Below are 22,252 nucleotides of genomic sequence, written 5' to 3'. Positions count from 1 at the left end.
CTGTGCGCCTCACGCCCGGGTGGCCGCCGGCGCGGCGAGGAGTTCGAGCGTGTCGATGACACGGTTCGAGAAGCCCCACTCGTTGTCGTACCACGCGACCACCTTCACGTGACGGCCGTCGACACGGGTGAGGGCCGAGTCGAAGATCGCCGACGCCGGGTTGCCCGTGATGTCGGAGGAGACGAGCGGGTCCTCCGAGTACTCCAGGACGCCGGCGAGCGGCCCCTCGGCCGCCGCGCGGTACGCCGCCAGCACGTCCTCGCGCGTCACGTCACGGGCGACGGTCGTGTTGAGCTCGACGATCGAACCCACCGGCACCGGCACGCGGATGGAGTCGCCCGACAGCTTCCCGTCGAGGTTCGGCAGCACCAGGCCGATCGCCTTGGCGGCGCCCGTCGTCGTCGGCACGATGTTCACGCCCGCGGCCCGGGCGCGCCGGGCGTCGCGGTGCGGGCCGTCCTGCAGGTTCTGCTCCTGCGTGTAGGCGTGCACCGTCGTCATGAACCCGTGCCCGATACCGGCGAGTTCGTCGAGGACGGAGGCCAGCGGCGCGAGGGCGTTGGTGGTGCAGGAGGCGTTCGAGACGACGGTGTGCAGGTCCGCGTCGTAGGCGTCGGTGTTGACCCCGAACGCGAGCGTGACGTCTGCGCCGTCCGACGGCGCGCTGACCAGCACCTTCTTCGCGCCCGCGTCGAGGTGGGCGCGCGCGGCCTTGGCCGAGGTGAACCGGCCGGTGGACTCCAGCACGATGTCCACGCCGAGGTCGGCCCACGGCAGCTGCGCCGGTTCCCGCTCGGCCAGCACCCGGATACGGCGGCCGTCGACGACGAGGGTGTCCCCGTCGACGGAGACCGGACGCCCGAGCCGGCCCGCCGTGCTGTCGAAAGCGAGCAGCCGGGCGAGCGCGGCCGGCTCCGTCAGGTCGTTCACGGCGACGATCTCCAGGGCGCTGTCGCGCTCCAGCAGCGCGCGCAGCACATTGCGTCCGATGCGGCCGAATCCGTTGATGGCGATGCGAGTCATGAGTGATCTCCCTTCCCTTCACCACCAGGCTCGCCGACGCCCGGGGCCGCTGACAGTGGCGGGATCGCCATGGTTCAAAAGGATCCCGCCACGGCCTGGGGACGGGAGGATCTACTCGCCCCGGGTGAACGTGCGCCGGTACTCGCTCGGCGTGGTGCCGAGGATCCGCTGGAAGTGCAGGCGCAGATTGGCGCCCGTGCCGAGTCCGACATCGGCGGCGATCTGCTCGACGCTGCGCTGGGACCGCTCCAGCAGTTCCCGGGCCAGGTCGATCCGGGCACGCATCACCCACTGCATCGGCGTGTAGCCGGTCTCCTCGACGAAGCGCCGCGAGAACGTCCGCGGCGACACCCCGGCCTGCCGCGCCAGCACGTCGAGCGTCAGGGGCTCGCCGAGCCGGCGCAGCGCCCACTCCCGGGTGGCGCCGAAACGCTCGCCGACCGGCTCCGGCACACTGCGCGGCACGTACTGGGCCTGCCCGCCGCTGCGGTAGGGGGCCGCGACCAGTCGGCGGGCGGCGTGATTGGAGGCGGCCACGCCGAGGTCGCCGCGCAGGACGTGCAGGCACAGGTCGATGCCGGAGGCGGCGCCGGCCGAGGTGAGCACGCTGCCCTCGTCGACGAAGAGCACGTTCTCGTCGACCCGGACCCGCGGATACCGTGCCGCGAGCGCCCGCGTGTAGTGCCAGTGCGTCGTGGCGCGCCTGCCGTCGAGCAGACCCGTGGCGGCGAGAGCGAAGGCACCCGTCGAGATGGCGGCGAGCCGCGTGCCCCGCGCATGGGCGGCGATCAGCGCGTCGACCACGGCCGGCGGCGGATCCTCGCGGTCCGGGAACCGGTAGCCGGGCACGAAGACGATGTCGGCCCACGCCAGCGCGTCCAGACCATGGGCGACGGAGTACGACAGCCCGTCCCCGCCGGTGACCAGGCCGGGCGCCGCCCCGCACACCCGCACTTCGTACGGCATGCTCGCGCGGGTCGTGAAGACCTGGGCGGGGATGCCGACATCGAGCGGCTTCGCGCCCTCCAGCACGAGGACGGCGACGCGATGCAGACGGGAGGCGGGCACGGCAGAAGGTTACGTGGGCGCCGGCGAAGGGGGCAGCGAGGCGCTTCACCGGCAGGGAGGTGCTTCACCGGCAGCGACCCCGGGCAGACTCCCGCATGCGCCCTCCGTCACCCGCGCCTCTCGCCGTCGACCGGCACGGCAACCGGCTGGTCTCCTTCACGCGGTGCACCGAGGACGACCTCCCCACCGGGGTCCGCCTGCCGCTGGCGCTGACCGCCCTGTGGCACGGCGGCGAGGTCGTCATGGTCCACGACCGGTACCGCAGCCAGTGGGAACTTCCCGGCGGCTTCGTGGAGCCGGGGGAGACCCCTCGCCAGGCCGCCCTCCGGGAACTCGCCGAGGAGAGCGGACAGGTGCCCGACGGCGCCCTGCGCTGCGTCGGCCGCGCCGGATTCCTGCTCGGCCCCGAACAGCGCCCCGAGTACGGGGCCCTGTTCGCCGGCCGGACCCTGCGACGGCGCCCGTTCGACACCGACCACGAGATCGAAGCGGCCTGCTGGTGGGATCTGACATCGCCGCTGCCCGGCCGGCTGTCGGACATCGACGCCTACCTCGCGCGGCTCAGTGCTCCCACACCTCCGCCCCACCACCCCGCCACTCGATGAGTGCCGACGCCAGCACCCAGTCGTCGTCCACGTCGTCCAGGCCGGCGAGCCGCAGGAACTCGACGATGTCCAGGGGGCCGTACGCCATCCCGACGAAGCGGCCGTCGACGCGGACGCGGCGCCCGCCGTCCTCGCCGGGCGGATAGACCACGATGGGCTGAGGGGAAGCCATGGACCCACCGTGCGCCAGGCAGGGGCGGCGCGCACGGTGTCATGGGCCGGTCGTGTGCCCGCCGCGCAGGGATCACTCAAGGCGGACGGCGGCCGGGCCGTGCGGAGCGCGCAGGTCGCGGAGCGTGACGTGGCCCGGGCCGAGGGGGGCGTCGCAGTGCGGGGCGTGCAGGTCCAGTGAGGCGAGGTCGGTGGACAGGGCGGGGCCCGCCCAGGTCGCGTCCAGCTCGAAGAGGACCCGGGTTCCCCTCCCCGCCGGCGCGTCGATCTCCCGCGGGTCCTCGACCGGGCGCAGGCCGGACAGCTCCTGCCGTAAGCCGCGTCCGTCCCGCCACACCTCGACCACCGTGCGCGTGCTCAGCGCCGCCGCCGCGGCACAGGTCCACCGGTCGGGGCTGAGCAGCGAGCCGTAATAGCCGGAAGGGGGCCGGTCCCCGTCCCACGCGTCCTCGACCAGATCGTCGGCCACCCAGAACGTCAGATCGCCCTCGATCCCGGCCTCGACCCGCGCGGTGTGCGCGGGCGCGAGACGGGCGGCCGGATGCAGGGCGTGACTCAGCACGTCGGCCAGGATGCGGGTGGCCGGATCGCGGCCGCCGCGCCGCGCCCAGAAGTACATCTCCGGGTGTGTGCGCACGTGCTCGTCGAAGTCGACGACCTGGATGCCGGCCGCGTCGTAGCTGTCTCCCACACCCGCACGCTACCCGGCGTCACCGGCCCGCCGTACCCGTCCGTCCACAGCCGTCGGCCACCGGCGACGGCGTTGTCAGAGGTCTGCTCTACAGTTCCCGTCACTTGATCACTACGGGTGCGGGGAGGCACGCATGGGGTGGGTGTCGGCCGGCGACTACGAAGTCGCCCTCGACGACGGCAAGGTGGTGTGCCGCAACGCGGCCGGACGGCGGCTGAAGTCCGTACCGCCGAAGATCGCCGACGATCCGGCGGTGGTCGGCCTGCGCCAGCTCGTCGAGTGGCTGGAGCGGCACGAACGGCAGTGCCTGGCCGACGTGGAGCGCTGGATGGTGCGCTCCCTCCCGGTGCCCTTCGCCGTACTGGCCCGGGTCTGGCCGGACCCCGCCTGGCAGGCCGCGCTGCGCGATCTCGTGGTCACGGGGGAGGACGGCGAGGTGGCCGGGTTCCTGCGGGACGCCGACACCGAGCGCGGCCTCGGCCTGGTCGACCTCGACGGCGACACCGTCCGGATCGCCCCCGCCCTCGTCCGGCTGCCGCACCCCGTCCTCCTCGAAGACCTGGAGGAACTGCGGGAGTTCGCCGTCGAGCTGGGCGTCGAGCAGCGCGCCCAGCAGCTCTTCCGCGAGGTGTGGCACCGGCCCGCGGCCGTAGACGCCGACGCCACCGCCGTCGAGGACTACGCGGGCGGCGCGTTCAAGGAACTGCGGTTCCTGCACGGCCGGGCCGCCCAGCTCGGCTACCGGGTGCGCGGCGGCCACGCGGTGTGCTCCGTGCTGGAGGACGGCCGCACGGTCGAGGCCCGGGTGTGGATCGGCGACTACGACGGCTACGAGGAGACGGAGACCGGCCCCCTGGTCTTCACCGACGCGGCCGGCCGGGCGCTGAAGCTCGGTCAGGTCGGCCCGGTCGCCTGGTCGGAGGGCCTGCGCATGGCCGCGGCCCTGTACGCGGGACGGGACGTAGAGGACGAGGAGCGTGCGGCATGACCACCCACCTGACCGGCGGCACCGTCGCCGCCCGTGACGCGGCCACGGTCGCCGCACTGCTCGACGCCGGTGCCGTCCTGCCCCCGGGCACGACCGACCGGGAGGACGCCGACGTCCTCACCGTCCGCGCGTACACGCATCCCGCGCTGGACGACCGCCAGGTCGTACGGCTGGTGCCGGGCACCCTCGGCGAGGCCGAGGACCTCGCCCTCGACTTCCTCGGACTGGTGCGCGCACCGGAGGTCCACGAGGTCGGCCAGGTCCGCCGGGAGACCCTCGGCTTCCCCGCGTGGGCCCTGGTCAACGACCCCGCGAACGGGCACCACGCGCTGGCCCTGGTCAAGGACGTCGAGCGGCTCGCCCGGCAGGCCAAGTCCCGCCCCGGCACCGCGAAGGAGGGCTTCGAGGAACTCGGCGCCCGGCTCGGCCGCGCCGTGCCGCACTTCCTGCCCACCTTCTACGAGCAGGCCGCCCGCGTCTTCCTCCAGCACGACAACACCACCTACGCCGCCGCCTTCTTCGGCAAGGCACGCGAGGCCGAGCGGGTCCACGCCCTCACCGTGGACGAGGAGCGGCAGCGGGCCGTCTTCCTGGAGTTCGCCTTCGCCGGCGCCCTGACGGTCAAGGCGCTCAAGGAACACGTGAAGGACCTGTCGGCGCGGCTCACCCCCGCCGAGGCCTGGTCGCAGTACCGGCAGCTGATCGTGGAGCGCTGCGCGGCGGGCATGCCGCCGTACGCCTCGCTGCCGCAGGACGCCCGCGCCCTGATCAAGGCGGCGGGACTGAACCGGGTCACCGAGGAGTGCGCCCTCGTCGCGGACCTCATCGCCTCCCCGGCGGCGGTCCGGGCCCCCGCCTCCTTCTGGAACACCTACCGGGCGACCCTCGTCGCCCTGGCCGAGGAGCAGCCCGCCGTACGGGCCCGGCTGCTGGAGATCATGCCCGCCGGCCTCGGCCGCTCCAGGGACGACGACGAGTTCTGGCTCGCGCTGCTCGCCGACACCGGCGCCGACCGCCTGCTGACCGGGGAGGCCCCGGCCGACGGTGTCGACGCGGCGGACTGGCTGAGCCGCTGGGCGCTGCACCGCAAGCACGGCGCGACGGTCGGCGACCGGTCGCCCGCCACCCTCGCCCTCGTCGAGCGCATGACCGGCCACCTGCGCGCCCAGGGCCGCCCGGTGGACCTGTTCAGCGGCCGCTGGCAGGCAAGCGCCGACCTCGACCTGCTGGACCTGTGCGCGGCGGACGGCGTACCCCTGGCCCTGCCCGCGGCCGACACGGACGTCCACCTCGCCGTCAACCAGTGGCTGCAGGACTCCCGGCCGGGACGCCGCGACCTGACGGCCGTCGCGGCCGACCCGCGCTGCCGCCGCCTGCTCTACCAGGCGGTGGGCACGCTGCACGGCCACCGGCCCGGTCCCCGGCTGCTGGAGGAACTCGCCGGGCACCCCGTCCTCGCCGACATCCTGCGCGAATGGCTGGACGACGCCGCCGACGACCTCACCCGCGCGGCCGGCCTGCCCGCCGCACGCGAAGCCCTGCACAGGATGCGCGCCTTCGGCGCCGTCGCCGCCCGGATCAACCCGCAGGCCGTCGAACGGGTCGCCGCGCTGGACGTCGCGCCGCTGCTCGGCCGCACCCTGCGCGCCGGCATCTTCGACGAGCTGGGCTGGCCCGCCCTCGACGAGGCACTGCGGCGCCTGGACGACGAGACCCGCCGCGACCGCGACGACACGCTCGCCGTCCACGAGGCATGGCCCGCCCTGATCCTTGCCCGCCGCCACAAGGCGATCGTCGTCGGACCGCAGGGCATTCTCCTCGAACACGACCTGCGGCTGCCGCCGGAGCTGGACCGCTGGCAGCGCCCGTCGTTCCGCTACACGGACGGCGAACTGCTGGTGATGTGGTGGCACGACGGCAAGCTGCGGGGCTACTGGTCGGCCCGCCCCTCCGAGGTGTTCCCGGTCGGCGGCGAGAAGGTCCCCCGCTGGTACCAGGGCGGTGACGCGGGCACGTCCTCGATCCCGCTGCCCGGCGGCGGCCGCGCCACCGGCGGCCGCGCCCTGCACGCGGGCGACACCGACCTGCCGCCCGGCCGCCCCGTCCTCGGGGACGGCACCTCGTACTGGCGGCAGGGCCGCCAGGGCCGGCAGCAGGTGTGGCTGGAGTACGACCCCGCCACCGGCACGCACGGCCGTGCCTCGCTGCCTGCCTTCCTCAGGTCCGGCATCCGCGAGGACGCCACCCTGCTCCAGGAACACTGCGCCGTCCTGCCCCTGCAACCCGGCCTGGAGGACAGCCCGTTCGGCACGGACGGCACGGTCCTCGGCCGCTGGGTGCGCACCGAGGGCGAGGGCGACGAGGCCCGCACCACCGCCGGCACGCCGGACGGCCGGACCGTCACCGTCACGGAGGTGCGCGGCCGGCGGCCGGGCGTCCCGCTCGGCGCGCTGCGGCTGCCCGGCGGTGCCGAACCCGTCGCGGTCGCCCGCTACCGGCAGATCGCCCTGTGCGCGCAGGACGACGGCACGGGCGCGCGGGAACTGGGCCATGTGACACCGCTGGAGCGCGGTGGCGAGTTCGCGGCCGGCACACGGCTCGTTCCGCCGGCCGACTTCTGGCACGCGCTGCGCCCGCGCGACGAGGCCGCGTCCGCGCTGCTGCGGGCGCTCACCGACGCACAGGCGGAGGCACTGCTGCGCGCCGGGACCGAGGCGCTGAAGGAACGGCAGGCGCTGGTCGCGGCGGCGGGCCGGACGACGGACGGCACCACCGCCCCGGCCACCACCGGCAAGCCGGCCGTCCCGACCGCCGACGAGGTGCTGCGCCGGGCCGTGTCCGACTGCCTGCCCACGCTGACCGAACCGCACCTGCTCACCGGCGTCACCTCGCTGGTGCGCTCGGTGCTGCACCTGGCCGACTCGATCGCCGGCTTCCTCAAGCCCCCGGCGGAACGGCCCAAGACCGAACGCAAGCGCACCGAGGGCATGTTCGCCGACTGCCGGCCCGAGCATGGCGACGACCTGACACTGCGTGAGGCCGTGGCAGGCCTTGCCCCTCTGCACGGGTGGGGCGGGCAGGGGCAGTGGTCCACCCTGCGCCAGATCCGCGCGGTCAACCACGTCCTGTCGGGGAGGCCGGCCGACGGCAAGCCGCTGCGCGAGGCGTCCCGGACCACCGGACACGCCGACGGGTGGCGCAGCGACGAGTTCACCGTCCCGGGCATCGGCCCGCTCTGGCCCTGCGTGCTGGACGTGCTGCGCCCGCTCGCCTACCGCGCCGCCTCCCCGGCCCTGACGGAGACCCACCGGCAGGCCCTGCTCCTGATGCTCGACGCCGTCGCGGAGGGCCCCCTGGCCGCACCCGGGGGCGCGCTGCGGGAGGTCGTGCTGAGCGAGCCGTACGAGAAGCTGGAGCGGGCGGGCCAGGTGCTGCGCCGCGAGGGTCGCACCGTCGTCGTCCTCGGCTGCCAGAACATCGACCACCACCAGGGACGTGTGCGCTGGCTGGCCCTCGACCACGACCCGACCGGCGCGTTCGGCGCGATCGCGCACTTCGTGCTGGAGCGGGAGACCGCCCACCCGGTGACCTTCCCGGCCGAGACGCTGACCGCGGTGACCGCGCTGATCCGGGACAAGGGCCCGGCGCCCTGGCACCCGGCGGCGCCCGACGCCCTGACGGCCGCGACCCTCGACGGCCTCGGGCCGGTGCAGGCGGCGCTGCTGGTCGCCGCGAAACCGGCACAGCTCACCGACGAGGCCGCCGCCACGACCGGTCTGAAGCCGCGTCAGAAGGAACTGGGCGACACACTGCTCGGCTCGCTCGGCGACGGCGCGGCCGCCGCGCTCGTCGGAGCCCTGCTGCCCGACACCCCCGCGGACCTGTGGACGGCCGGACCGGACACGGCCTCGGCCGGAAGCATGTGGCGCGAACGGCTCGCCGGAACCGTACGGCTGCCCGAGGACCTCGCCGCGGAGCTGGCCGCGACCGGGCTGGACCTGAGCAGCGCCGAAGAGGTCCTCAACCCGGACCGCACCCCCTGGATCAGCCGCACCACGGTCCAACGCGCCGACAAGGACGGCGACCTGGTCCCCGAGGACCCCGAGGCACTGCCCGGACGGCGCGACCTGAACGCCGCCGTCATCGCCCTCGCCCGGCTCGCCTACTTCCTGCCGTACGGCCATCCGCTGCGCGCCCGCCTGCCCGAGAGCCTGGCGGCGCTGCGCCGCCGCGTCGCCGATCCCGGCCTGCTCCTGGACCTCGACCTGACCTGGAACGACAAGGGCTCCTCGACCTCCGTCGACCTGCGCAAGGCGTACGGGCTGCCCGCCGCCGGCGGCGCCGACGCGCACGGCCTGACCCATCTGGGCGAGGCACTGGTGCTGCGTCCCTGGCACCAGGACCTGGAGGCCGTGCTGGTCCGCCCGGCCGCCCTCACGGACCCCGAGGACCCCGTGTTCGACCTGCTGGACGGACTGGTCGGCCCCGCCCGGGGCCAGGGCCTGCGCGCCCTGCGGACCCTGCTGCGCGACGACTTCGCCCGCGCCCTCGCCGCCGGCACGGACGCCGGGGAACCCACCGGCCCCGCCCAGGACCCGCAGCTGAGCGTGCCCGGCCTGGTCACCGAGGTCGCGCGGGCCCACGGGCTGAGCGATGACGCGGCGGCGCTCTACCTCCAGCTGCTCGCCCTGCCCGACCCGACCGACCGCAACTGCGCCCGCTGGACGGGCTGGAAGCCCGCCCGAATCAAGAAGGCCCGCGCCGAGCTGGCCGCGACCGACCTGGTCGTCGAGGCGAAACGGTCACGCGCCGGACGCACCCTGTTCCTGCCGTGCGGCTGGCTCGACCTCAAGGCCCCGGCGCTGCCGGCGGAGGTGTGGAAGCAGGACCTCTACCCGCTCCGCGACCATGTCCGCGCCGTGCCCTCGATGCCGGTACCCGAGGTGTTCGCACGCGCCTGGGACCGCGTCCGCACCGGGGACGCCCCGGCCTACGAGGAACTGACCACCCGCGCCACCCGCAGGGGGCGCCGCCGATGACCGACGTCCACGTCACGCGCAAGCCGCAGGCGACGACCGATTCGCGCGCAACCTGGGAGGGGCGCCGCCGATGACCGAGATCCGCGCCATGCGAGAAGGGCGCCGCCGATGACCGACATCCTCGCCAAGCGCGTGGGGCGCTGCCCATGACGAACGCCCCCGCCGCGCGCACACCGGCCGCGCCTCCGCCCCCGAAGACCACCGCCCGCCCCCGCCCGGAAGAACCCGCACCGATGACCACCTCGCTGTCGCCCGCCCCCGCCCGCCAGATCGTCCCGCCCGAGGACCGCCACGCCGTCGAGCTGGCCTTCCTCGCCGCGTACGACGACGGGCCCCGGCCGCCCGCCTGGCGGCTCACCCCGCGGGCGGTCGTCACCTTCGTCATGGGCAGCGACGGCCGTGCGCTGAAGCTGCACGACGGGACGCGGGCACCCGACGGGGTGCCGCACCGCATGGTGATCGAGAGCAAGTTCGTCGGTGACCGCGCGCTGGTCGAGCGGTGCGTGGTCACCCTCGCCGGGGAACGCGGCCTGCTCCTCGTCGGCGAACCCGGCACCGCCAAGTCGATGCTGTCCGAGCTGCTCTCCGCAGCCGTCTGCGGCACCAGCTCCCTCGTCGTGCAGGGCACCGCCGGCACCACGGAGGACCAGCTCAAGTACGGCTGGAACTACGCGCTGCTGCTCGCACAGGGCCCCAGCCGGCAGGCGCTCGTGCCCTCGCCCGTCCTGACCGCGATGTCCCGGGGCGCGATCGCCCGCGTCGAGGAGGTCACCCGCTGCCTGCCCGAAGTGCAGGACGCGCTGGTGTCGCTGCTCTCCGAGCGGCGGATCGCCGTACCCGAACTGGCCGGCACCGAGGACGCCCTGGCGCACGCGGCGCCCGGCTTCAACCTCATCGCCACCGCCAACCTCCGCGACAAGGGCGTCTCCGAGATGTCCGCCGCCCTCAAGCGCCGGTTCAACTTCGAGACCGTCGGCCCCATCGGGGACCTGGAGGCGGAGACCGCGCTGGTGCGCAGCCAGGCCCGGGCGTCGGTGGAGCGGGCCGGGGCGGCGTTCCAGGTCGACGACGCCGTACTGGAGGCCCTGGTCACCGCCTTCCGGGACCTGCGCGAAGGGCGGTCCGCGGAGGGCTGGGAGGTGGAGCGGCCGTCCACGGTGATGAGCACCGCGGAGGCCGTCTCCGTGGCCGGGGCGCTCGCGCTCGCCGCGGCCTACTTCCCCGGCGACCGGGACGTGCTCGGCCTGCTGCCCGGGCACCTGCTCGGCGTGGTCCGCAAGGACGACCCCGCCGACGCCGCCCGGCTGCGCGGCTACTGGGACGGCCCCGTGCGGCGCCGCGCCGAACAGGGCTCCGCCACCTGGCGCACCCTGTGGGACCTGCGTACGGTCCTGGAGGGCTGACCGCCGTGACCCACCTGCCCGGGGCGGCCGAGCCCGCGCCGCCCGCCACGCCAGGCCGTACGCCGGACCCCGCTGACATCCGGAGCGGTTCGGCCGTCGGCCCACGCACACCCGACGAGGCGCTCGCCGCGCTCACGGGGCCGTCCGCGCCGTACCTCATCGGCGTACGCCACCACGCGCCCTCGCTGGCCGCCGCCGTGCCCGCGCTGCTGGACGAGGCACGGCCGGACGTGCTCCTCGTCGAGCTGCCCGCCGAGATGCAGGAGTGGCTGCCCTGGCTGGCGCACGAGGAGACCCGGGCGCCGGTGGCCCTCGCCGCCGCGCCCGCGGACGGCCGGGGCGGCGAGGGCCCCGCGTTCTACCCGTTCGCCGACTTCTCGCCCGAACTCGCCGCCGTGCGCTGGGCGAGACGGCACGGCGTACCGGTGGTCGCCTGCGACCTGCCGCTCGCCGACCCCGCGTGGCGGGAGGGCCGCCGGGCCGAGGACGCCCGGCCCGGCGGCCCGACCCTCACCACGGCCCTGCGTACCCGGCTGACCGGCCGTCCCGGCGACGACCTGTGGGACCGGCTCGTCGAGGCGACCGCCCCCGGCTCCCCGCCCGAGGCCCTGCGCCGGGCCGCGCTGCTCACCGGGTGGGCACTGCGCGCGGACGCGGTCGCCGCCGGCCGCGTACCCGAACTCGACCTCCGGCGGGAGCGGTGGATGCGGGCCCGGCTGGCCGAGGCGAGCGCACGGGGACAGCGGGCCGCGGCGGTGGTCGGCGCCTTCCACGCCCCGGCACTCCTGCCGCACCCCGACACGGAGGAGGAGCGGGAGCAGGCGGGGGAGCCCGCACCGACCGCTGCCGCCGCGGACGGTGCCGCCGGTGCCGCTTCCGGCGACGTGGCGAAGGCCGGCTGGACGACCTCGCTGATCCCGTACACCTACGCCCTGCTCGACGAGCGGTCCGGCTACCCGGCGGGCATCCGGGACCCCCAGTGGCAGGACATGGTCCTGCACGCGGCCGGCGACCCGGCGCGGCTGGAGGAGGCGCTGACCCGGGCGGCCGTGCGCGTCTGCGCCGAGCTGCGGGACCTCGGCCACCCCTCCGGACCCGCCGACGCCCGCGAGGTCAGCCGCCTCGCCTCGGACCTCGCCCGGCTGCGCGGCCTGCCCGCGGCGGGCCGCGGCGAACTCGTCGAAGCCGTACAGACGGTCCTCGCCCAGGGCGAGCCCTACGGCCGGGGACGGGCGGTGGCCCGGGCGATGGAGCGGGTCCTCGTCGGCACGCGCCAGGGCCGCCCCGCACCCGGCGCGCCCCGCAGCGGCCTGGCGCCCGCCGTCGAGGCCGAGGTGTCCTCGCTCGGCCTGCCCGGACCGCACGACGCCGACAGCCGCGGCGGCACCCGGGACCTGCGGCTGGACCCCCTGCGGTCCGACCTCGACCGGCGCCGTGAACTGCTGCTGCGCCGGATGACCGTGTGCGGGGTGCCCTACGGCGAACCCCGGGACGTCGTCGGCGCGGGCGGCGCCGACGCGATCACCTCACGCTGGGAGGTGCGCTGGACACCGGCCACGGCGGCCATGCTCACCACCGCCGGCGTGCGCGGGGTCACCCTCGCCCAGGCCGCCGAAGGCGTGCTGCGCGAACAGCGGCGCGCCCAACACGACGAGGGCGGGCCGACCGCCGCCCAGGCTCTCACGGGCCTCGGGCAAGCCGCCGAATGCGGCCTGGAACGGCTCGCGGACGAGCGCCTCGAGGAGGTCGCCGAGATCCTGCCCCAGGCCGGCACCCTGCCCGAACTCCTCACCGGCCTGGCCCTCCTCGACCGGCTGAGCGCCGGGCACATCCCCGGCCTCGCCCCAAACGCGGACCGTACGGCACGCACGGCCGCCGTGACGGACCTGCTCACCGCGGCGGCCGTACGGCAGGTGGACGGGCTGACCGGGTCCGAGGACCCCGCCGACGCGCAGGCCCTGCTCGAACTCGCGCACCGCGCCGACCCGTCGGGCGGCATCCGCCTCGCCGACGCCCTGGCCCGCCTGGCAGCCGACGGCTCGCCCCTGATGCGCGGCGCGGCCGGCGCCGTACGCGTCCTGCTCGGGCAGGAGGACGCGCGGGCGTTCGGCGACCGCGTCGCCTCCTGGGTGGACGGGGCCACCGACCCCGGCGCGCGCGCCGCGCTCACCGCCCGGCTCACCGGCCTGCTGACCGCCGCGGGCCCGCTGCTGGAGGCCGCGCCGCCCGCCCTGGAACCGCTCCTCGACCGGGTGTCCGGGCTGCCGGACCGGGAGTTCCTCGACCGGCTCCCGGCCTTGCGCGGCGGCTTCGACACGCTGAGCCCCGCCGCCCGGGACCGGCTCCTCGCAGCCGTCGAGGAACGCCTCGGCACGGCACGGATCACCGACCCCGACGGCATCGCTCCGGCCGCGCTCGCCGCCTGGACCCGAGCGGACTTCGAGGCCCGCGAGACCCTCCAGCGCCTGGGCCTCCTGCCCACCCCCGGCGACCGCACCGATCGAGCCGACGGCACCGCGCAGGCTGTGCCGGCCCCTCCGGCGACGACTGTTCCCGCGCCGGGCACACCACCTGCCGACGGCACAGTGCAAGCCGCGACGGCCGTACCAGCAGCAGACACCCCACTTGAGCCCATCGGCGCCCCGACCGCCGAACCCGCCCCCCACACCCCCCACACCCCCTACCTCGCCCCCGCCGACCGCTGGCGCCTCCTCCTGGGACGCCACACGGACCGGCTGCCGCCCGACGCGGCCCCGTTGGCGACCGCCCTGGACGAGCTGTACGGCAGCGGACGCGGCGAAGGCAGCAGAGGGGACCTGCGGGGCCCGGGCTCCGGCGGCGGCCGCGAGGCGCCGTACCCGGGGGTGCGGGAGTGGTCCGAGGAACTGGCCGCGCTGTTCGGGCCCGGCATCCGGGAGGAGGTGCTGGCCGCTGCCGCCGCCTCCGGCCGTACGGACGTCCTCACCGAGCTGGACGCGGACAGCGCGCGGCCCTCGGTCGACCTGCTGCGGACCGTGCTGCGGCACGCGGGCGGGCTGCCCGAGGCGAAGCTGGCCGCGCTGCGCCCGCTCGTACGGCGGCTGGTCGACGCGCTGACCCGGCAGCTCGCGACCCGGCTGCGCCCCGCCCTGCACGGCACCGCGCTGCCGCGGCCCAGTCGGCGCCCCGGCGGCGGCCTGGACCTGCCGCGCACGCTGCGCGCGAACCTCGCGACCGCGCGCCGCACGCCGGACGGCACCGTGCAGGTGATCCCCGAGCGGCCCGTCTTCCGCGCGCGGGCCCGCCGCGCCGCCGACTGGCGGCTGATCCTGGTGACGGACGTGTCGGGCTCGATGGAGGCGTCCACGGTGTGGGCGGCGCTGACCGCCTCGGTGCTCGCCGGGGTGCCGACGCTCTCCACCCACTTCCTGGCCTTCTCCACCGAGGTCATCGACCTCACGGGGCACGTCGACGACCCGTTGTCCCTGCTGCTGGAGGTCAGCGTCGGCGGCGGCACCCACATCGCGGCCGGGCTGCGGCACGCGCGGGAACTGGTCACCGTGCCGTCCCGGACGCTCGTCGTGGTCGTCAGCGACTTCGAGGAGGGCTACCCGCTCGGCGGCCTGCTCGCCGAGGTGCGCGCCCTGGTCGGGGCCGGCTGCCACGTCCTGGGCTGCGCGAGTCTCGACGACACCGGCCGGCCGCGCTACTCGACCGGCGTCGCCGGCCAGCTCGTCGCCGCGGGCATGCCCGTCGCCGCCCTCAGTCCACTCGAACTCGCCCGCTGGGTAGGGGAGAAGATCGCATGAGCCCGGACCTGCCGGCCGTCGCCCCGCACGTCACCGCCGAACTCGTCGCGGCGCTCTCACCCCGGCTGCGCAAGCGGCTGGACGCGGGGGTCACCAAGCTCCTGGCCCGTCCGGCCGTCCGTGAGGGCGACAGCGTCCGGATCGCCGTCGACGACGACACCGACGTCGTCCTGGACGCCCCCGGCGGTGCGGTGACCAGCGCGGACGCGATCCGCTGCGGCTGCCTGCTGGCCCCCGACTGCCTGCACCGCGCGGCCGCCGCCTCCGCCGCGCCGGTCGCCGACGACGCCCCGCCCGAGCCCCCGGCGGAGGAGGCGCAGGGACAGCGGCCCGCCCCGCCCGGGACCCCTACCCCCGGGGCAGAGACACCGGAGCCCACCACCGCCGAGACGCCCAGGGCCCCCGAGACGGACGAGACCCCCACCGCCGGCCGGGTCGCCGCGGCCAGGGCGGTGTACGACGCTGCCGCCGCCGTCCTGGAAGCCGGAGCGGACGGGGCCGGCGCCGTCCTCCAGGCGGAGCTGCTGCGCGCCGCGCACTCCGCGCGCCTCGCCGGTCTCCCGCGCGCCTCCGCGGCGGCCGTCTCGGTGGTGACCGGGGTACGGGCAGCCCGTTCCGCCGACCCTGGGTACCGCCTCGCCGACCTCGCCGCGGCACTGGCCGGAGTCCTCGGCGTCACGCACCGGCTGCCGCACGCGACCGGTCCCGAACTGGCCGACCTGCGCGGCACCGCCCGCCAGCCGTACCGCCCCGACGGCTCCCTGCGCCTGTACGGCCTCTTCAGCGAGCCCGTCCTCACGGCCACCGGCTACGCGGGCGCGGTGACCTGGACCGCCGACGCCGACGGCCGCCTGTACACGGTGTCGGACGTGGCGCCGGGCGGGCCGGCCCGGGCCGTCGGCGCCGCCGACCGGACCGTGCGCATGGGTGACACGGCCCTGACCCACCGGGAACTGGCCCGGGCAGGGCTGGCCGTCTCCGGTGCGACCGTCTCGCCGACGGGCCGCCTCGGCGCGGGCGCGGGGGTACGGGCGGTGCGGGCGTCCGGCGCCACCTGGCGCGAGGAGCCGCTGGACCGGCTGTGGGCCGTACCGGCAGCCGAGCAGGTGCGGCGCGCCCTGAACGGGGAGCACGACCTGCTGTTCCTGGAGGTGACGCTGGTGGGCACGGTCCGGGAGGCGGCGGGCGACTGCTTGCTGGCCGACTGCGGGGGCGTACCCGTACGCCTGGCGGTCGCCCACGACGACCCGGCGCTGCCCTGCCGCGACAACCTGCGTCTGCTCGCGAGCGCTCCGGGCAGCCGCCTGCGCGTCGTGGCCCGCCTGGTGCCCGCACCCCGCCCGCGCGCTCTGCTGCTCGCGGCGGAGCACCCCGCCGACCCGGCGGCGCGGGTGGACCTGGGCCTGGACCGGCTCCAGCGCGCGGACCTGCCCACGGAGCCGGTGCCCGCGCCCGCCGTCCCGGCCGTCGCCGGTGCGGGGGACGAGGCCCCGCTGCACCTGCTGCGCCGCCGGGTGCACCAGGCGGTGTCCGGGGGCCGCCGCGTGCTGTCGTTCACCCAGGGCGGCCAGGGCGACGGCGTACGACTCCGGGCCGCCGGTCTCGCCACGGCCGCCGACCTCCTCGGCGACCTGCACGCCGCCGCCGCGGACCGGACCCGCGACGCCTTCGGCCGGCTGCTCCCGGCCGACACGGACCGCTTCGCCCGCGCCTGGCTCGCCGCCGCGGTCTACACGGACACGGTCGAGTCCGCCCTGTGCGCGCAGGCGTGGGGAGCCGCCCCGGTACCCGCATGAGACGCCCCGATACGCCTCCGGGTCCGGCACCCGGACACGCCGTTCAGGGAACGTGCGGGAAGATGAGAAGATTGCGCGAGTGATGGCAAGAACCAGTGACATCGAGAAGGCGGCCGAGGTGCTGCGCGCCGGGGGCCTGGTGGCCCTCCCGACCGAAACGGTCTACGGGCTCGGCGCGGACGCCGAGAATCCCGCCGCCGTCTCGCGCATCTTCCAGGTCAAGGGACGCCCGCCCACCCACCCGCTGATCGTCCACATCGGCGGCGCGGACCAGCTGGCCGACTGGGTCGCGGAGGTCCCCGCGACGGCGCGCCTGCTGGCCGAGCACTTCTGGCCCGGGCCCCTCACGCTCGTCCTGCGGCGCGGCCCGAGGGTGCCCCTCGAAGCCACCGGCGGGCTGGAGACGGTCGCCGTGCGCGTGCCCGACCACCCCGCCGCCCTCGCGTTGCTGGAGGCTTTCGGCGGTGGAGTCACCGCCCCGTCCGCCAACCGCTTTGGCTCGGTCAGCCCCACCACCGCGGACCATGTCCGGGCCGAGCTGGGCGAGGCCGTCGACTTCGTCCTCGACGGCGGCCCCTGCGGCGTCGGCGTCGAGTCGACCATCGTCGACGTCACGGGCGAGACCCCGGCCATCCTCCGCCCCGGCGGCGTCACCCGGGAGGACCTCGAAGCGGTGCTGGACCGCCCCCTCGACGTCCCCGCCACGAGCCACGTCCGGGTACCGGGCCAGCACCCGTCGCACTACGCGCCGTCCGCCCGGGTCGTCCTCGTCGAGCCGGAGCAGATCGCCGCGGAGGCACAGCTCGCGCAGGAGCAGGGCCACCAGGTCGGCGTCCTGCTCCCGTCCACCCTCGTCGGCACGCCGGTCAAGGCGCACGCCGTGGTGCCGGTCCCCGCCTCGATGGCCGGGTACGCCCGCGAGCTGTACGGCTTCCTGCGCGAACTCGACCAGCGGGGCTGCGACCTCATCATCGCGTCCCTGCCGCCGGAGGAGGGCCTGGGCCTCGCCATCGCCAACCGCCTCCGCCGGGCGGCCGGCCCGCGGCAGTCGTAACGCCGCCCGGCAGGCCAGACGCTCACCCGGCTGCGCCGCGCCGCGCGGGTCCCTGTGCACGACGCGGCCCTGGTCGCCTCTCGTGGAAGGCGGCCAGGGCTGCGCGGCGCACAGGTACCCGTACCCGAACGCCCTTCACACGGTGGCCACTCACGTGTTGACGACGAGTGCGCCCAGGATCATGCCGCCTATCAGGCCGACGGCGCTGACCACGATGGCGATGGTGGAGAGCCGCTCGTGCCGGACCGTCTTGGCGACGATGGCCAGCACCAGGCCGATCAGACCGAACACGATCGGCAGGAAGAGCAAGGAGACCACGCCGAGCACGATGGCGATGATGCTCAGCACGTTGCCGGTCGAGGCGCTCTGCTGGCCGGTGGGCTGGTTGGTGTACTGCGTGGTCATCTGCACTCCTTCGGTGGGATCTCCCGGAGGGGAGACCTGGTCGGTGAGGGCCGGCTCATCGCCCGGGTACCCCGAAGTGCGGCATCTATGAAGGGACTTGGGGGATTGTGTGGTGCGTTCGTTTCGCCGCGGTCACCGTTGGGCGACCGCCTGTACGACGCGCAGGTCCTCGCCCGTCAGTTCCGCGACCCGGTGGGCGGGCACCCCGGCGGCCAGGGCACGGGCGAGAAGCTCGTCCCGGCCGTCGGCGCAGTCCCGGTACGCCAGCAGCTCGTCCTCGATCGCGGTCGTCGCCGCGGGGGCCTGCCGGCGGCGCAGCCGGGTCAGCTCCTCCTCGCTCAGGGGCACGGGCAGCCGCTCGGCACCGGAGGGGATCAGGTCCGTCTCCTCCGGCGGCACGATACGCAGCCGGGGCGAGACCGCGGTCACGTCGTGGGCGGCGAGCCAGGCGCTGACGGCGGAGGTGTCCATGCAGGCCGGCTCACCGAGCTCGGCGGGCGGCACACCCGGCCCCTCGGCGGCCCCGTCGACCAGGAACAGGTAGGCATCGTCGGTCATCTTCGCTCCTTCAGCAGGTCATCGGCCTACGTAGTGCCGATACCCCGTGCCGGACGGAACACCTCCGGGTTCGTACGACGATGATCAACGCCCCTCGGACGGGGGCGGGCGGCTCGCGGTCGCCGACGGGCCGACCGGGACGTGGCTGCGCGGGGAGCGGGCGGCGGGACGGCGCTCGGTCGGTGCTGACGCCCGCCTGGCCTGCCGTACGGTCGGGAGGTCGACGATCCGTTCCCATTGGCCCGGAGGTGCTGCCGCGGGAACGACGGGAGGGCGGTGTCCGTTCCGGTGAGGGACGGGGAGGGCGGCCCATTGGTCGTCCGGAGCGCCGGGGACCATCCGGCCGGCGGCCTGCCACTCGGCGACGAGAGCGGCGTAGAGGGGCGGGTGTCGTTGTGCCGCCACCATGAGCTGGCGGCATCCCGCTCGCCGGTCCCCAGGGCCCGTCAGAAACAGACCTCCTGTGGTGACCGCGCACTCGGCGTCGGCCGCCGGGCGGGCCTCAGACTTCGGGACGCTGTTGTGCATGTTGGAGCACGACCTCGCGACGTTCTTCGGGGGAGGTGCGTGAGGCGCCCGTCGCGTCGGCCAAGGCGTTCCGTCGTAGGACGCCTCCGCGGAGCTAGTGTCGGTGAGGTGAGCGCAGACGATGTGAACCGGCGGTGGACCCGGTCCATGCCCGAGGCGTACGAACGCCACCTCGTGCCGGTCCTCTTCCGCCCGTTCGCCGCGGACCTGGCCGCAAGGGCGGCGGCGCTGCGGCCTCGCAGTGTGCTGGAGCTCGCCGCGGGGACGGGAGTGCTGACCTCGGCCCTGCTCGCGGCAGTGCCCGAGGCCTCGGTGGTGGCGACCGACCTCAACGACGCGATGGTGGCGACGGGGTCCGCGCGGGAGCCGCGTGCGCGATGGCGGCAGGCGGACGCCCAGGAGCTGCCCTTCCCGGACGGCGGCTTCGACCTGGTCGTGTGCCAGTTCGGGGTGATGTTCTTCCCCGACAAGAGGGCGGCCTTCGCCGAGGTGCGCAGAGTCCTGGCGCCGCACGGACGGTTCCTGTTCAGCAGCTGGGGCCCGCTGGACTCGCATGGCTTCGATGCCGCCGTCCAGAGCGCCCTGGACGAATGCATGCCCGAGGGCGCGCCCCAGTTCCTGAGGGAAGTGCCGCACGGCTACACGGATCCGTCCGTGGTCGCCGCCGAACTCGCGGACGCGGGACTGGTGTTGGCCGAGGTCGAGGAGGTGACGTTGCAGGGTGAGGCGGAGTCGGCCGAGTCCGTCGCCGTCGGGTTCCTCACCGGCACACCGGTGAGCGCCGCTGTGCAGGACCGTGCCGATGCCCAGGCCCTCCGGGCCGCGGTGGCGCGGAGGATGACGGAACGCCTCGGCGCCGGACGGGTGACGGCGCCCATGACCGCGACCGTGTACACGGCGCACCACCGGAGGTGACACTGTCGGCAACGGCAGAGCACAGGGGGGGGCGGATGGCCGGTGAAGCCGAGTACCCGGAGCTGATCCGGGACGAAGACCCATGGCAGGGTCTCGACGTGATGGGCAGTGTGCACCTCCGGGTGTGGCAGTGGGAGGCCGGCCGGCTGACGGCGGTGATCAGCGGTCCGGGCGCGATGAGGGCGGAGGGGGTCGAGGAGGCGTTCGCCCGGCTGCGCGCGGAGTATCCGCAGGCCACGGTCGAGCTCTTCCACCACCATCCCGGCGACTGGATCGACATGGCGTTCTACGCGGAACTGGCGAGGGAAGCCGACGGCAGCGTGACCCGGACACAAGTCTTCGGGAACGAACTGGCGCGGCGCCTGGGGCCTTCCCTGTACGCGACCGAGGACCCCGAGGACGAGACGGGCGGCTACGGCGGCCCCTGACCGACTGCGCCGCGTCAGCGCGGCCGTCGTCTCCATGACCGACTCATGGACCCACTCATTGACTGACTCATCGACTGACTTGTCGACCAACTGGAAATCGGGGGAGAGAAGTTGACGCTCTACGGCATCAAGCCTGCCTACATCGCGGGGTTCTCGTTCCTGTGTCTGGCGGTGGGGGCGGTCCTGCTCTTCCGGCACGACGGCCCCTACTGGGCGGCGATCGCCCTGTTCGTGGCCGTGGCGTGGAGTAACGGGCAGTGGCGGGAGGCCGGACAACAGGATCCGGGCCAACTCTCCACCCTGGCCTTCCTCGTGATGCTGCTGGCGCCCTTCCTCGGCGTGGCCGCGCTGGTATGGGGACTCGCCCTGGAGCTGTGACCCCGTCCGCGCCCCGCCCGCCCCTAGGGGCCGGCCGGTGTTGTCCGCCGTCGTCCGGGGACGTAATTCGCGGGAAACCAGACGGGCGTCCGCCCTATCCTGTCCGCTCCCGTCCACGTCAGGACAGGTCAGGACGGGGTGGGACGGGGCAGGGCGGCGGAAAGGGCGGCGGAGTTGCCGGACGTGTACGAGATCATGCTGGATGCCGAGTTGAGCAAGGCGTTCGACGTGTGGTCCGGCTATCTGAACGCCCGTACGGGCGAGGATCCCGAGGTCCGCGCCCAACTGGGGGCCCTGCTGGAGTCGGCCCGCACGGCAGCCGCCGAGGGCGATCCCGCCTACGCGCGCACCCTGTTGGGAGAGATGTACGACGAGGCCCGTGACGCCGGCCTTGCCTTCGCCCCCGTGGAGCCCGACCCCTGCGCGGCGGACTGCCAGGCACGTGACTACGCCAAGGACGAGCTACGGCAGGTCCTTCCGCTCCAGCTTCGGGAGGACCTGGACAGCGTCGCCCTCTACCTGCGCGTCACGGGCCGCCGCCTCCGGACCGCCCCCGGCCTCGACGCCGCCACCCGTGAGGACATCCTCTACGTCTGCGCCCGCGCGGGCATGGCCCTCGACCTCGCCCACCTGACAGCGGCACGCCGGGAACTGGAACGCCTGGAAGCGATCGCGCGACGCTGCGGGGTGGAACCCTGAGCACCGGCCCGGCGCCGGTGCCGCTTCCCGGCAGAGTCGGCGGGTGGCCTGGTCCGCTCAGCTCTCCAGTGCGGCCGGCGCCGTAGGCGCGCCGTCGGCCTGGGGCCGGCCGGCCCAGCCTCGGGCCGCTCAGCCCCCGGCCGCGGGCCCCGGGGGCAGGTGGACCGTCATGATCAGGTGGCAGGGCCCGGTGCCCGCGCCGCGGTAGGTGTGGGACGTGTCGCCGTCGAACGTGGCCGTCTGGCCCGCTTCCAGCGTGTGTTCCGTACCGTCGACGACCAGGACCATCCGGCCGGCCGTGACGCTGACCGTCTCCACGACGCCCGCCTGATGGGGATGGCTCGGATACTCCTCGTCCGGCTCCAGGCGCCAGCGCCACACCTCGACCGGCGCCGGGCCGGAGGTCGTCAGCATGAGCCGCGCCTCGCTGCCCCGCTCGCCGGTCCACAGCGGGGCCACGGCATCGGCTGCCGCGATCCGCACCCGCCCCTCGTGCGGTCCCTGCATCAGCGCGGACACCGAGATGCCCAGGGTGTCGGCCAGCCGGACCAGGGTGGCCAGGTTGGGGTTGCCCTGCGCCTTCTCCAGTGCGACCAGGGCGCCCTTGCTGACCTGGGCGCGCCGGCCGAGTTCCTCCAGTGACAGGCCCGCGCGGATCCGGGCCGCCCGGACGTTGTGGGCGACCGTCCGCAGTGCCGTGGCTGTCTCGGCCACC

The 22,252-nt window shown here is 75.3% G+C and carries 18 protein-coding genes; 11 read left to right on the top strand and 7 right to left on the bottom strand.

Annotated elements, in window-relative coordinates; all coding sequences use genetic code 11:
- Nucleotides 1-9: 9 nt before the first annotated feature.
- Together gap and IE308_RS01890 are read right to left on the bottom strand one after the other, a co-directional pair.
- The gene (gene gap / locus IE308_RS01895) at nucleotides 10-1,023 is read right to left on the bottom strand and encodes a type I glyceraldehyde-3-phosphate dehydrogenase (protein WP_190216304.1); all 1,014 of its coding nucleotides are present in this window, start codon (nucleotides 1,021-1,023) and stop codon (nucleotides 10-12) included.
- A 111-nt stretch (nucleotides 1,024-1,134) separates the two neighbouring features.
- Nucleotides 1,135-2,091, bottom strand: coding sequence for a GlxA family transcriptional regulator (locus IE308_RS01890; RefSeq protein ID WP_190216303.1), 957 nt, complete (start codon nucleotides 2,089-2,091; stop codon nucleotides 1,135-1,137).
- A gap of 95 nt (nucleotides 2,092-2,186) precedes the next feature.
- On the opposite strand from IE308_RS01890, the gene IE308_RS01885 reads away from it, so the two are divergent.
- The gene (locus tag IE308_RS01885) at nucleotides 2,187-2,696 is read left to right on the top strand and encodes an NUDIX domain-containing protein (RefSeq protein ID WP_308440070.1); all 510 of its coding nucleotides are present in this window, start codon (nucleotides 2,187-2,189) and stop codon (nucleotides 2,694-2,696) included.
- Here the strand turns inward: IE308_RS01885 and IE308_RS01880 are convergent.
- Both IE308_RS01880 and IE308_RS01875 read right to left on the bottom strand, forming a co-directional pair.
- The gene (locus IE308_RS01880; RefSeq protein WP_190216302.1) at nucleotides 2,653-2,868 is read right to left on the bottom strand and encodes a hypothetical protein; all 216 of its coding nucleotides are present in this window, start codon (nucleotides 2,866-2,868) and stop codon (nucleotides 2,653-2,655) included. The two genes, IE308_RS01885 and IE308_RS01880, sit on opposite strands and share 44 nt — an antisense overlap.
- A 72-nt stretch (nucleotides 2,869-2,940) precedes the next feature.
- On the bottom strand, nucleotides 2,941-3,558 hold the full coding sequence (locus tag IE308_RS01875; RefSeq protein ID WP_190216301.1) for a hypothetical protein: 618 nt from the start codon (nucleotides 3,556-3,558) through the stop codon (nucleotides 2,941-2,943).
- 133 nt (nucleotides 3,559-3,691) lie between these two features.
- Between IE308_RS01875 and IE308_RS01870 the strand changes: the two genes are divergently transcribed.
- The 6 genes from IE308_RS01870 (at nucleotide 3,692) to IE308_RS01845 (ending at nucleotide 17,626) form a co-directional block, all read left to right on the top strand.
- A complete protein-coding gene (locus tag IE308_RS01870; RefSeq protein WP_110635144.1) occupies nucleotides 3,692-4,546 on the top strand; it encodes a DUF4132 domain-containing protein in 855 nt (284 codons plus the stop codon).
- Nucleotides 4,543-9,585 carry a hypothetical protein gene (locus tag IE308_RS01865; RefSeq protein ID WP_190216300.1) on the top strand — a complete coding sequence of 1,681 codons (5,043 nt, stop codon included), beginning with the start codon at nucleotides 4,543-4,545 and terminating at the stop codon, nucleotides 9,583-9,585. The genes IE308_RS01870 and IE308_RS01865 overlap by 4 nt, the downstream gene beginning before the upstream one ends.
- Before the next feature lie 233 nt (nucleotides 9,586-9,818).
- Nucleotides 9,819-10,988, top strand: coding sequence for an ATP-binding protein (locus tag IE308_RS01860; RefSeq protein WP_190217323.1), 1,170 nt, complete (start codon nucleotides 9,819-9,821; stop codon nucleotides 10,986-10,988).
- A gap of 5 nt (nucleotides 10,989-10,993) precedes the next feature.
- Nucleotides 10,994-14,776 carry a vWA domain-containing protein gene (locus tag IE308_RS01855; RefSeq protein WP_506005315.1) on the top strand — a complete coding sequence of 1,261 codons (3,783 nt, stop codon included), beginning with the start codon at nucleotides 10,994-10,996 and terminating at the stop codon, nucleotides 14,774-14,776.
- Nucleotides 14,773-16,572 (top strand): hypothetical protein, encoded by a 1,800-nt coding sequence (locus tag IE308_RS01850; protein ID WP_190216299.1) that lies wholly within the window; start codon nucleotides 14,773-14,775, stop codon nucleotides 16,570-16,572. The genes IE308_RS01855 and IE308_RS01850 overlap by 4 nt, the downstream gene beginning before the upstream one ends.
- A gap of 82 nt (nucleotides 16,573-16,654) precedes the next feature.
- Nucleotides 16,655-17,626, top strand: coding sequence for an L-threonylcarbamoyladenylate synthase (locus IE308_RS01845; RefSeq protein ID WP_190216298.1), 972 nt, complete (start codon nucleotides 16,655-16,657; stop codon nucleotides 17,624-17,626).
- 150 nt (nucleotides 17,627-17,776) lie between these two features.
- On the opposite strand, the gene IE308_RS01840 is transcribed toward IE308_RS01845, so the two are convergent.
- Together IE308_RS01840 and IE308_RS01835 are read right to left on the bottom strand one after the other, a co-directional pair.
- Nucleotides 17,777-18,031, bottom strand: a complete 255-nt coding sequence (locus IE308_RS01840) for a hypothetical protein (RefSeq protein ID WP_110635161.1) — start codon at nucleotides 18,029-18,031, stop codon at nucleotides 17,777-17,779.
- Between the two features lie 132 nt (nucleotides 18,032-18,163).
- Nucleotides 18,164-18,589: a DUF6003 family protein gene (locus tag IE308_RS01835; RefSeq protein WP_110635164.1), complete on the bottom strand. Its 426-nt coding sequence runs from the start codon at nucleotides 18,587-18,589 to the stop codon at nucleotides 18,164-18,166.
- 675 nt (nucleotides 18,590-19,264) lie between these two features.
- Here IE308_RS01835 and IE308_RS01830 point away from each other — a divergent pair.
- The 4 genes from IE308_RS01830 (at nucleotide 19,265) to IE308_RS01815 (ending at nucleotide 21,537) form a co-directional block, all read left to right on the top strand.
- The gene (locus IE308_RS01830) at nucleotides 19,265-20,032 is read left to right on the top strand and encodes a class I SAM-dependent methyltransferase (RefSeq protein ID WP_190217321.1); all 768 of its coding nucleotides are present in this window, start codon (nucleotides 19,265-19,267) and stop codon (nucleotides 20,030-20,032) included.
- A gap of 35 nt (nucleotides 20,033-20,067) precedes the next feature.
- Entirely contained in the window at nucleotides 20,068-20,460 is a 393-nt protein-coding gene (locus IE308_RS01825) for a hypothetical protein (RefSeq protein ID WP_190216297.1), read from the top strand.
- Between the two features lie 111 nt (nucleotides 20,461-20,571).
- Entirely contained in the window at nucleotides 20,572-20,838 is a 267-nt protein-coding gene (locus IE308_RS01820; RefSeq protein ID WP_190216296.1) for a hypothetical protein, read from the top strand.
- A gap of 183 nt (nucleotides 20,839-21,021) precedes the next feature.
- On the top strand, nucleotides 21,022-21,537 hold the full coding sequence (locus IE308_RS01815; protein WP_229908657.1) for a hypothetical protein: 516 nt from the start codon (nucleotides 21,022-21,024) through the stop codon (nucleotides 21,535-21,537).
- A gap of 129 nt (nucleotides 21,538-21,666) precedes the next feature.
- Here IE308_RS01815 and IE308_RS01810 read toward each other — a convergent pair whose 3' ends face one another.
- Nucleotides 21,667-22,251 (bottom strand): helix-turn-helix domain-containing protein, encoded by a 585-nt coding sequence (locus IE308_RS01810; RefSeq protein ID WP_190216295.1) that lies wholly within the window; start codon nucleotides 22,249-22,251, stop codon nucleotides 21,667-21,669.
- Nucleotide 22,252: the final 1 nt, after the last annotated feature.

The sequence above is a fragment of the Streptomyces griseosporeus genome, assembly GCF_014656055.1.
GTDB classification, from domain to species: Bacteria; Actinomycetota; Actinomycetes; order Streptomycetales; family Streptomycetaceae; genus Streptomyces; species Streptomyces griseosporeus.
The sequence above is the reverse complement of the archived record's forward strand: the minus strand, read 5'-3'. Positions and strand labels throughout refer to the sequence as shown.

What these genes read in the sequence shown, in the direction of transcription:
- IE308_RS01835 (WP_110635164.1), bottom strand. Translation starts at nt 18,589, where the DNA reads ATGACCGACGATGCCTACCTGTTCCTGGTCGACGGGGCCGCCGAGGGG.
- IE308_RS01885 (WP_308440070.1), top strand. Translation starts at nt 2,187, where the DNA reads ATGCGCCCTCCGTCACCCGCGCCTCTCGCCGTCGACCGGCACGGCAAC.
- gap (WP_190216304.1), bottom strand. Translation starts at nt 1,023, where the DNA reads ATGACTCGCATCGCCATCAACGGATTCGGCCGCATCGGACGCAATGTG.
- IE308_RS01825 (WP_190216297.1), top strand. Translation starts at nt 20,068, where the DNA reads ATGGCCGGTGAAGCCGAGTACCCGGAGCTGATCCGGGACGAAGACCCA.
- IE308_RS01860 (WP_190217323.1), top strand. Translation starts at nt 9,819, where the DNA reads ATGACCACCTCGCTGTCGCCCGCCCCCGCCCGCCAGATCGTCCCGCCC.
- IE308_RS01865 (WP_190216300.1), top strand. Translation starts at nt 4,543, where the DNA reads ATGACCACCCACCTGACCGGCGGCACCGTCGCCGCCCGTGACGCGGCC.
- IE308_RS01845 (WP_190216298.1), top strand. Translation starts at nt 16,655, where the DNA reads ATGGCAAGAACCAGTGACATCGAGAAGGCGGCCGAGGTGCTGCGCGCC.
- IE308_RS01830 (WP_190217321.1), top strand. Translation starts at nt 19,265, where the DNA reads ATGCCCGAGGCGTACGAACGCCACCTCGTGCCGGTCCTCTTCCGCCCG.
- IE308_RS01840 (WP_110635161.1), bottom strand. Translation starts at nt 18,031, where the DNA reads ATGACCACGCAGTACACCAACCAGCCCACCGGCCAGCAGAGCGCCTCG.
- IE308_RS01850 (WP_190216299.1), top strand. Translation starts at nt 14,773, where the DNA reads ATGAGCCCGGACCTGCCGGCCGTCGCCCCGCACGTCACCGCCGAACTC.
- IE308_RS01880 (WP_190216302.1), bottom strand. Translation starts at nt 2,868, where the DNA reads ATGGCTTCCCCTCAGCCCATCGTGGTCTATCCGCCCGGCGAGGACGGC.
- IE308_RS01870 (WP_110635144.1), top strand. Translation starts at nt 3,692, where the DNA reads ATGGGGTGGGTGTCGGCCGGCGACTACGAAGTCGCCCTCGACGACGGC.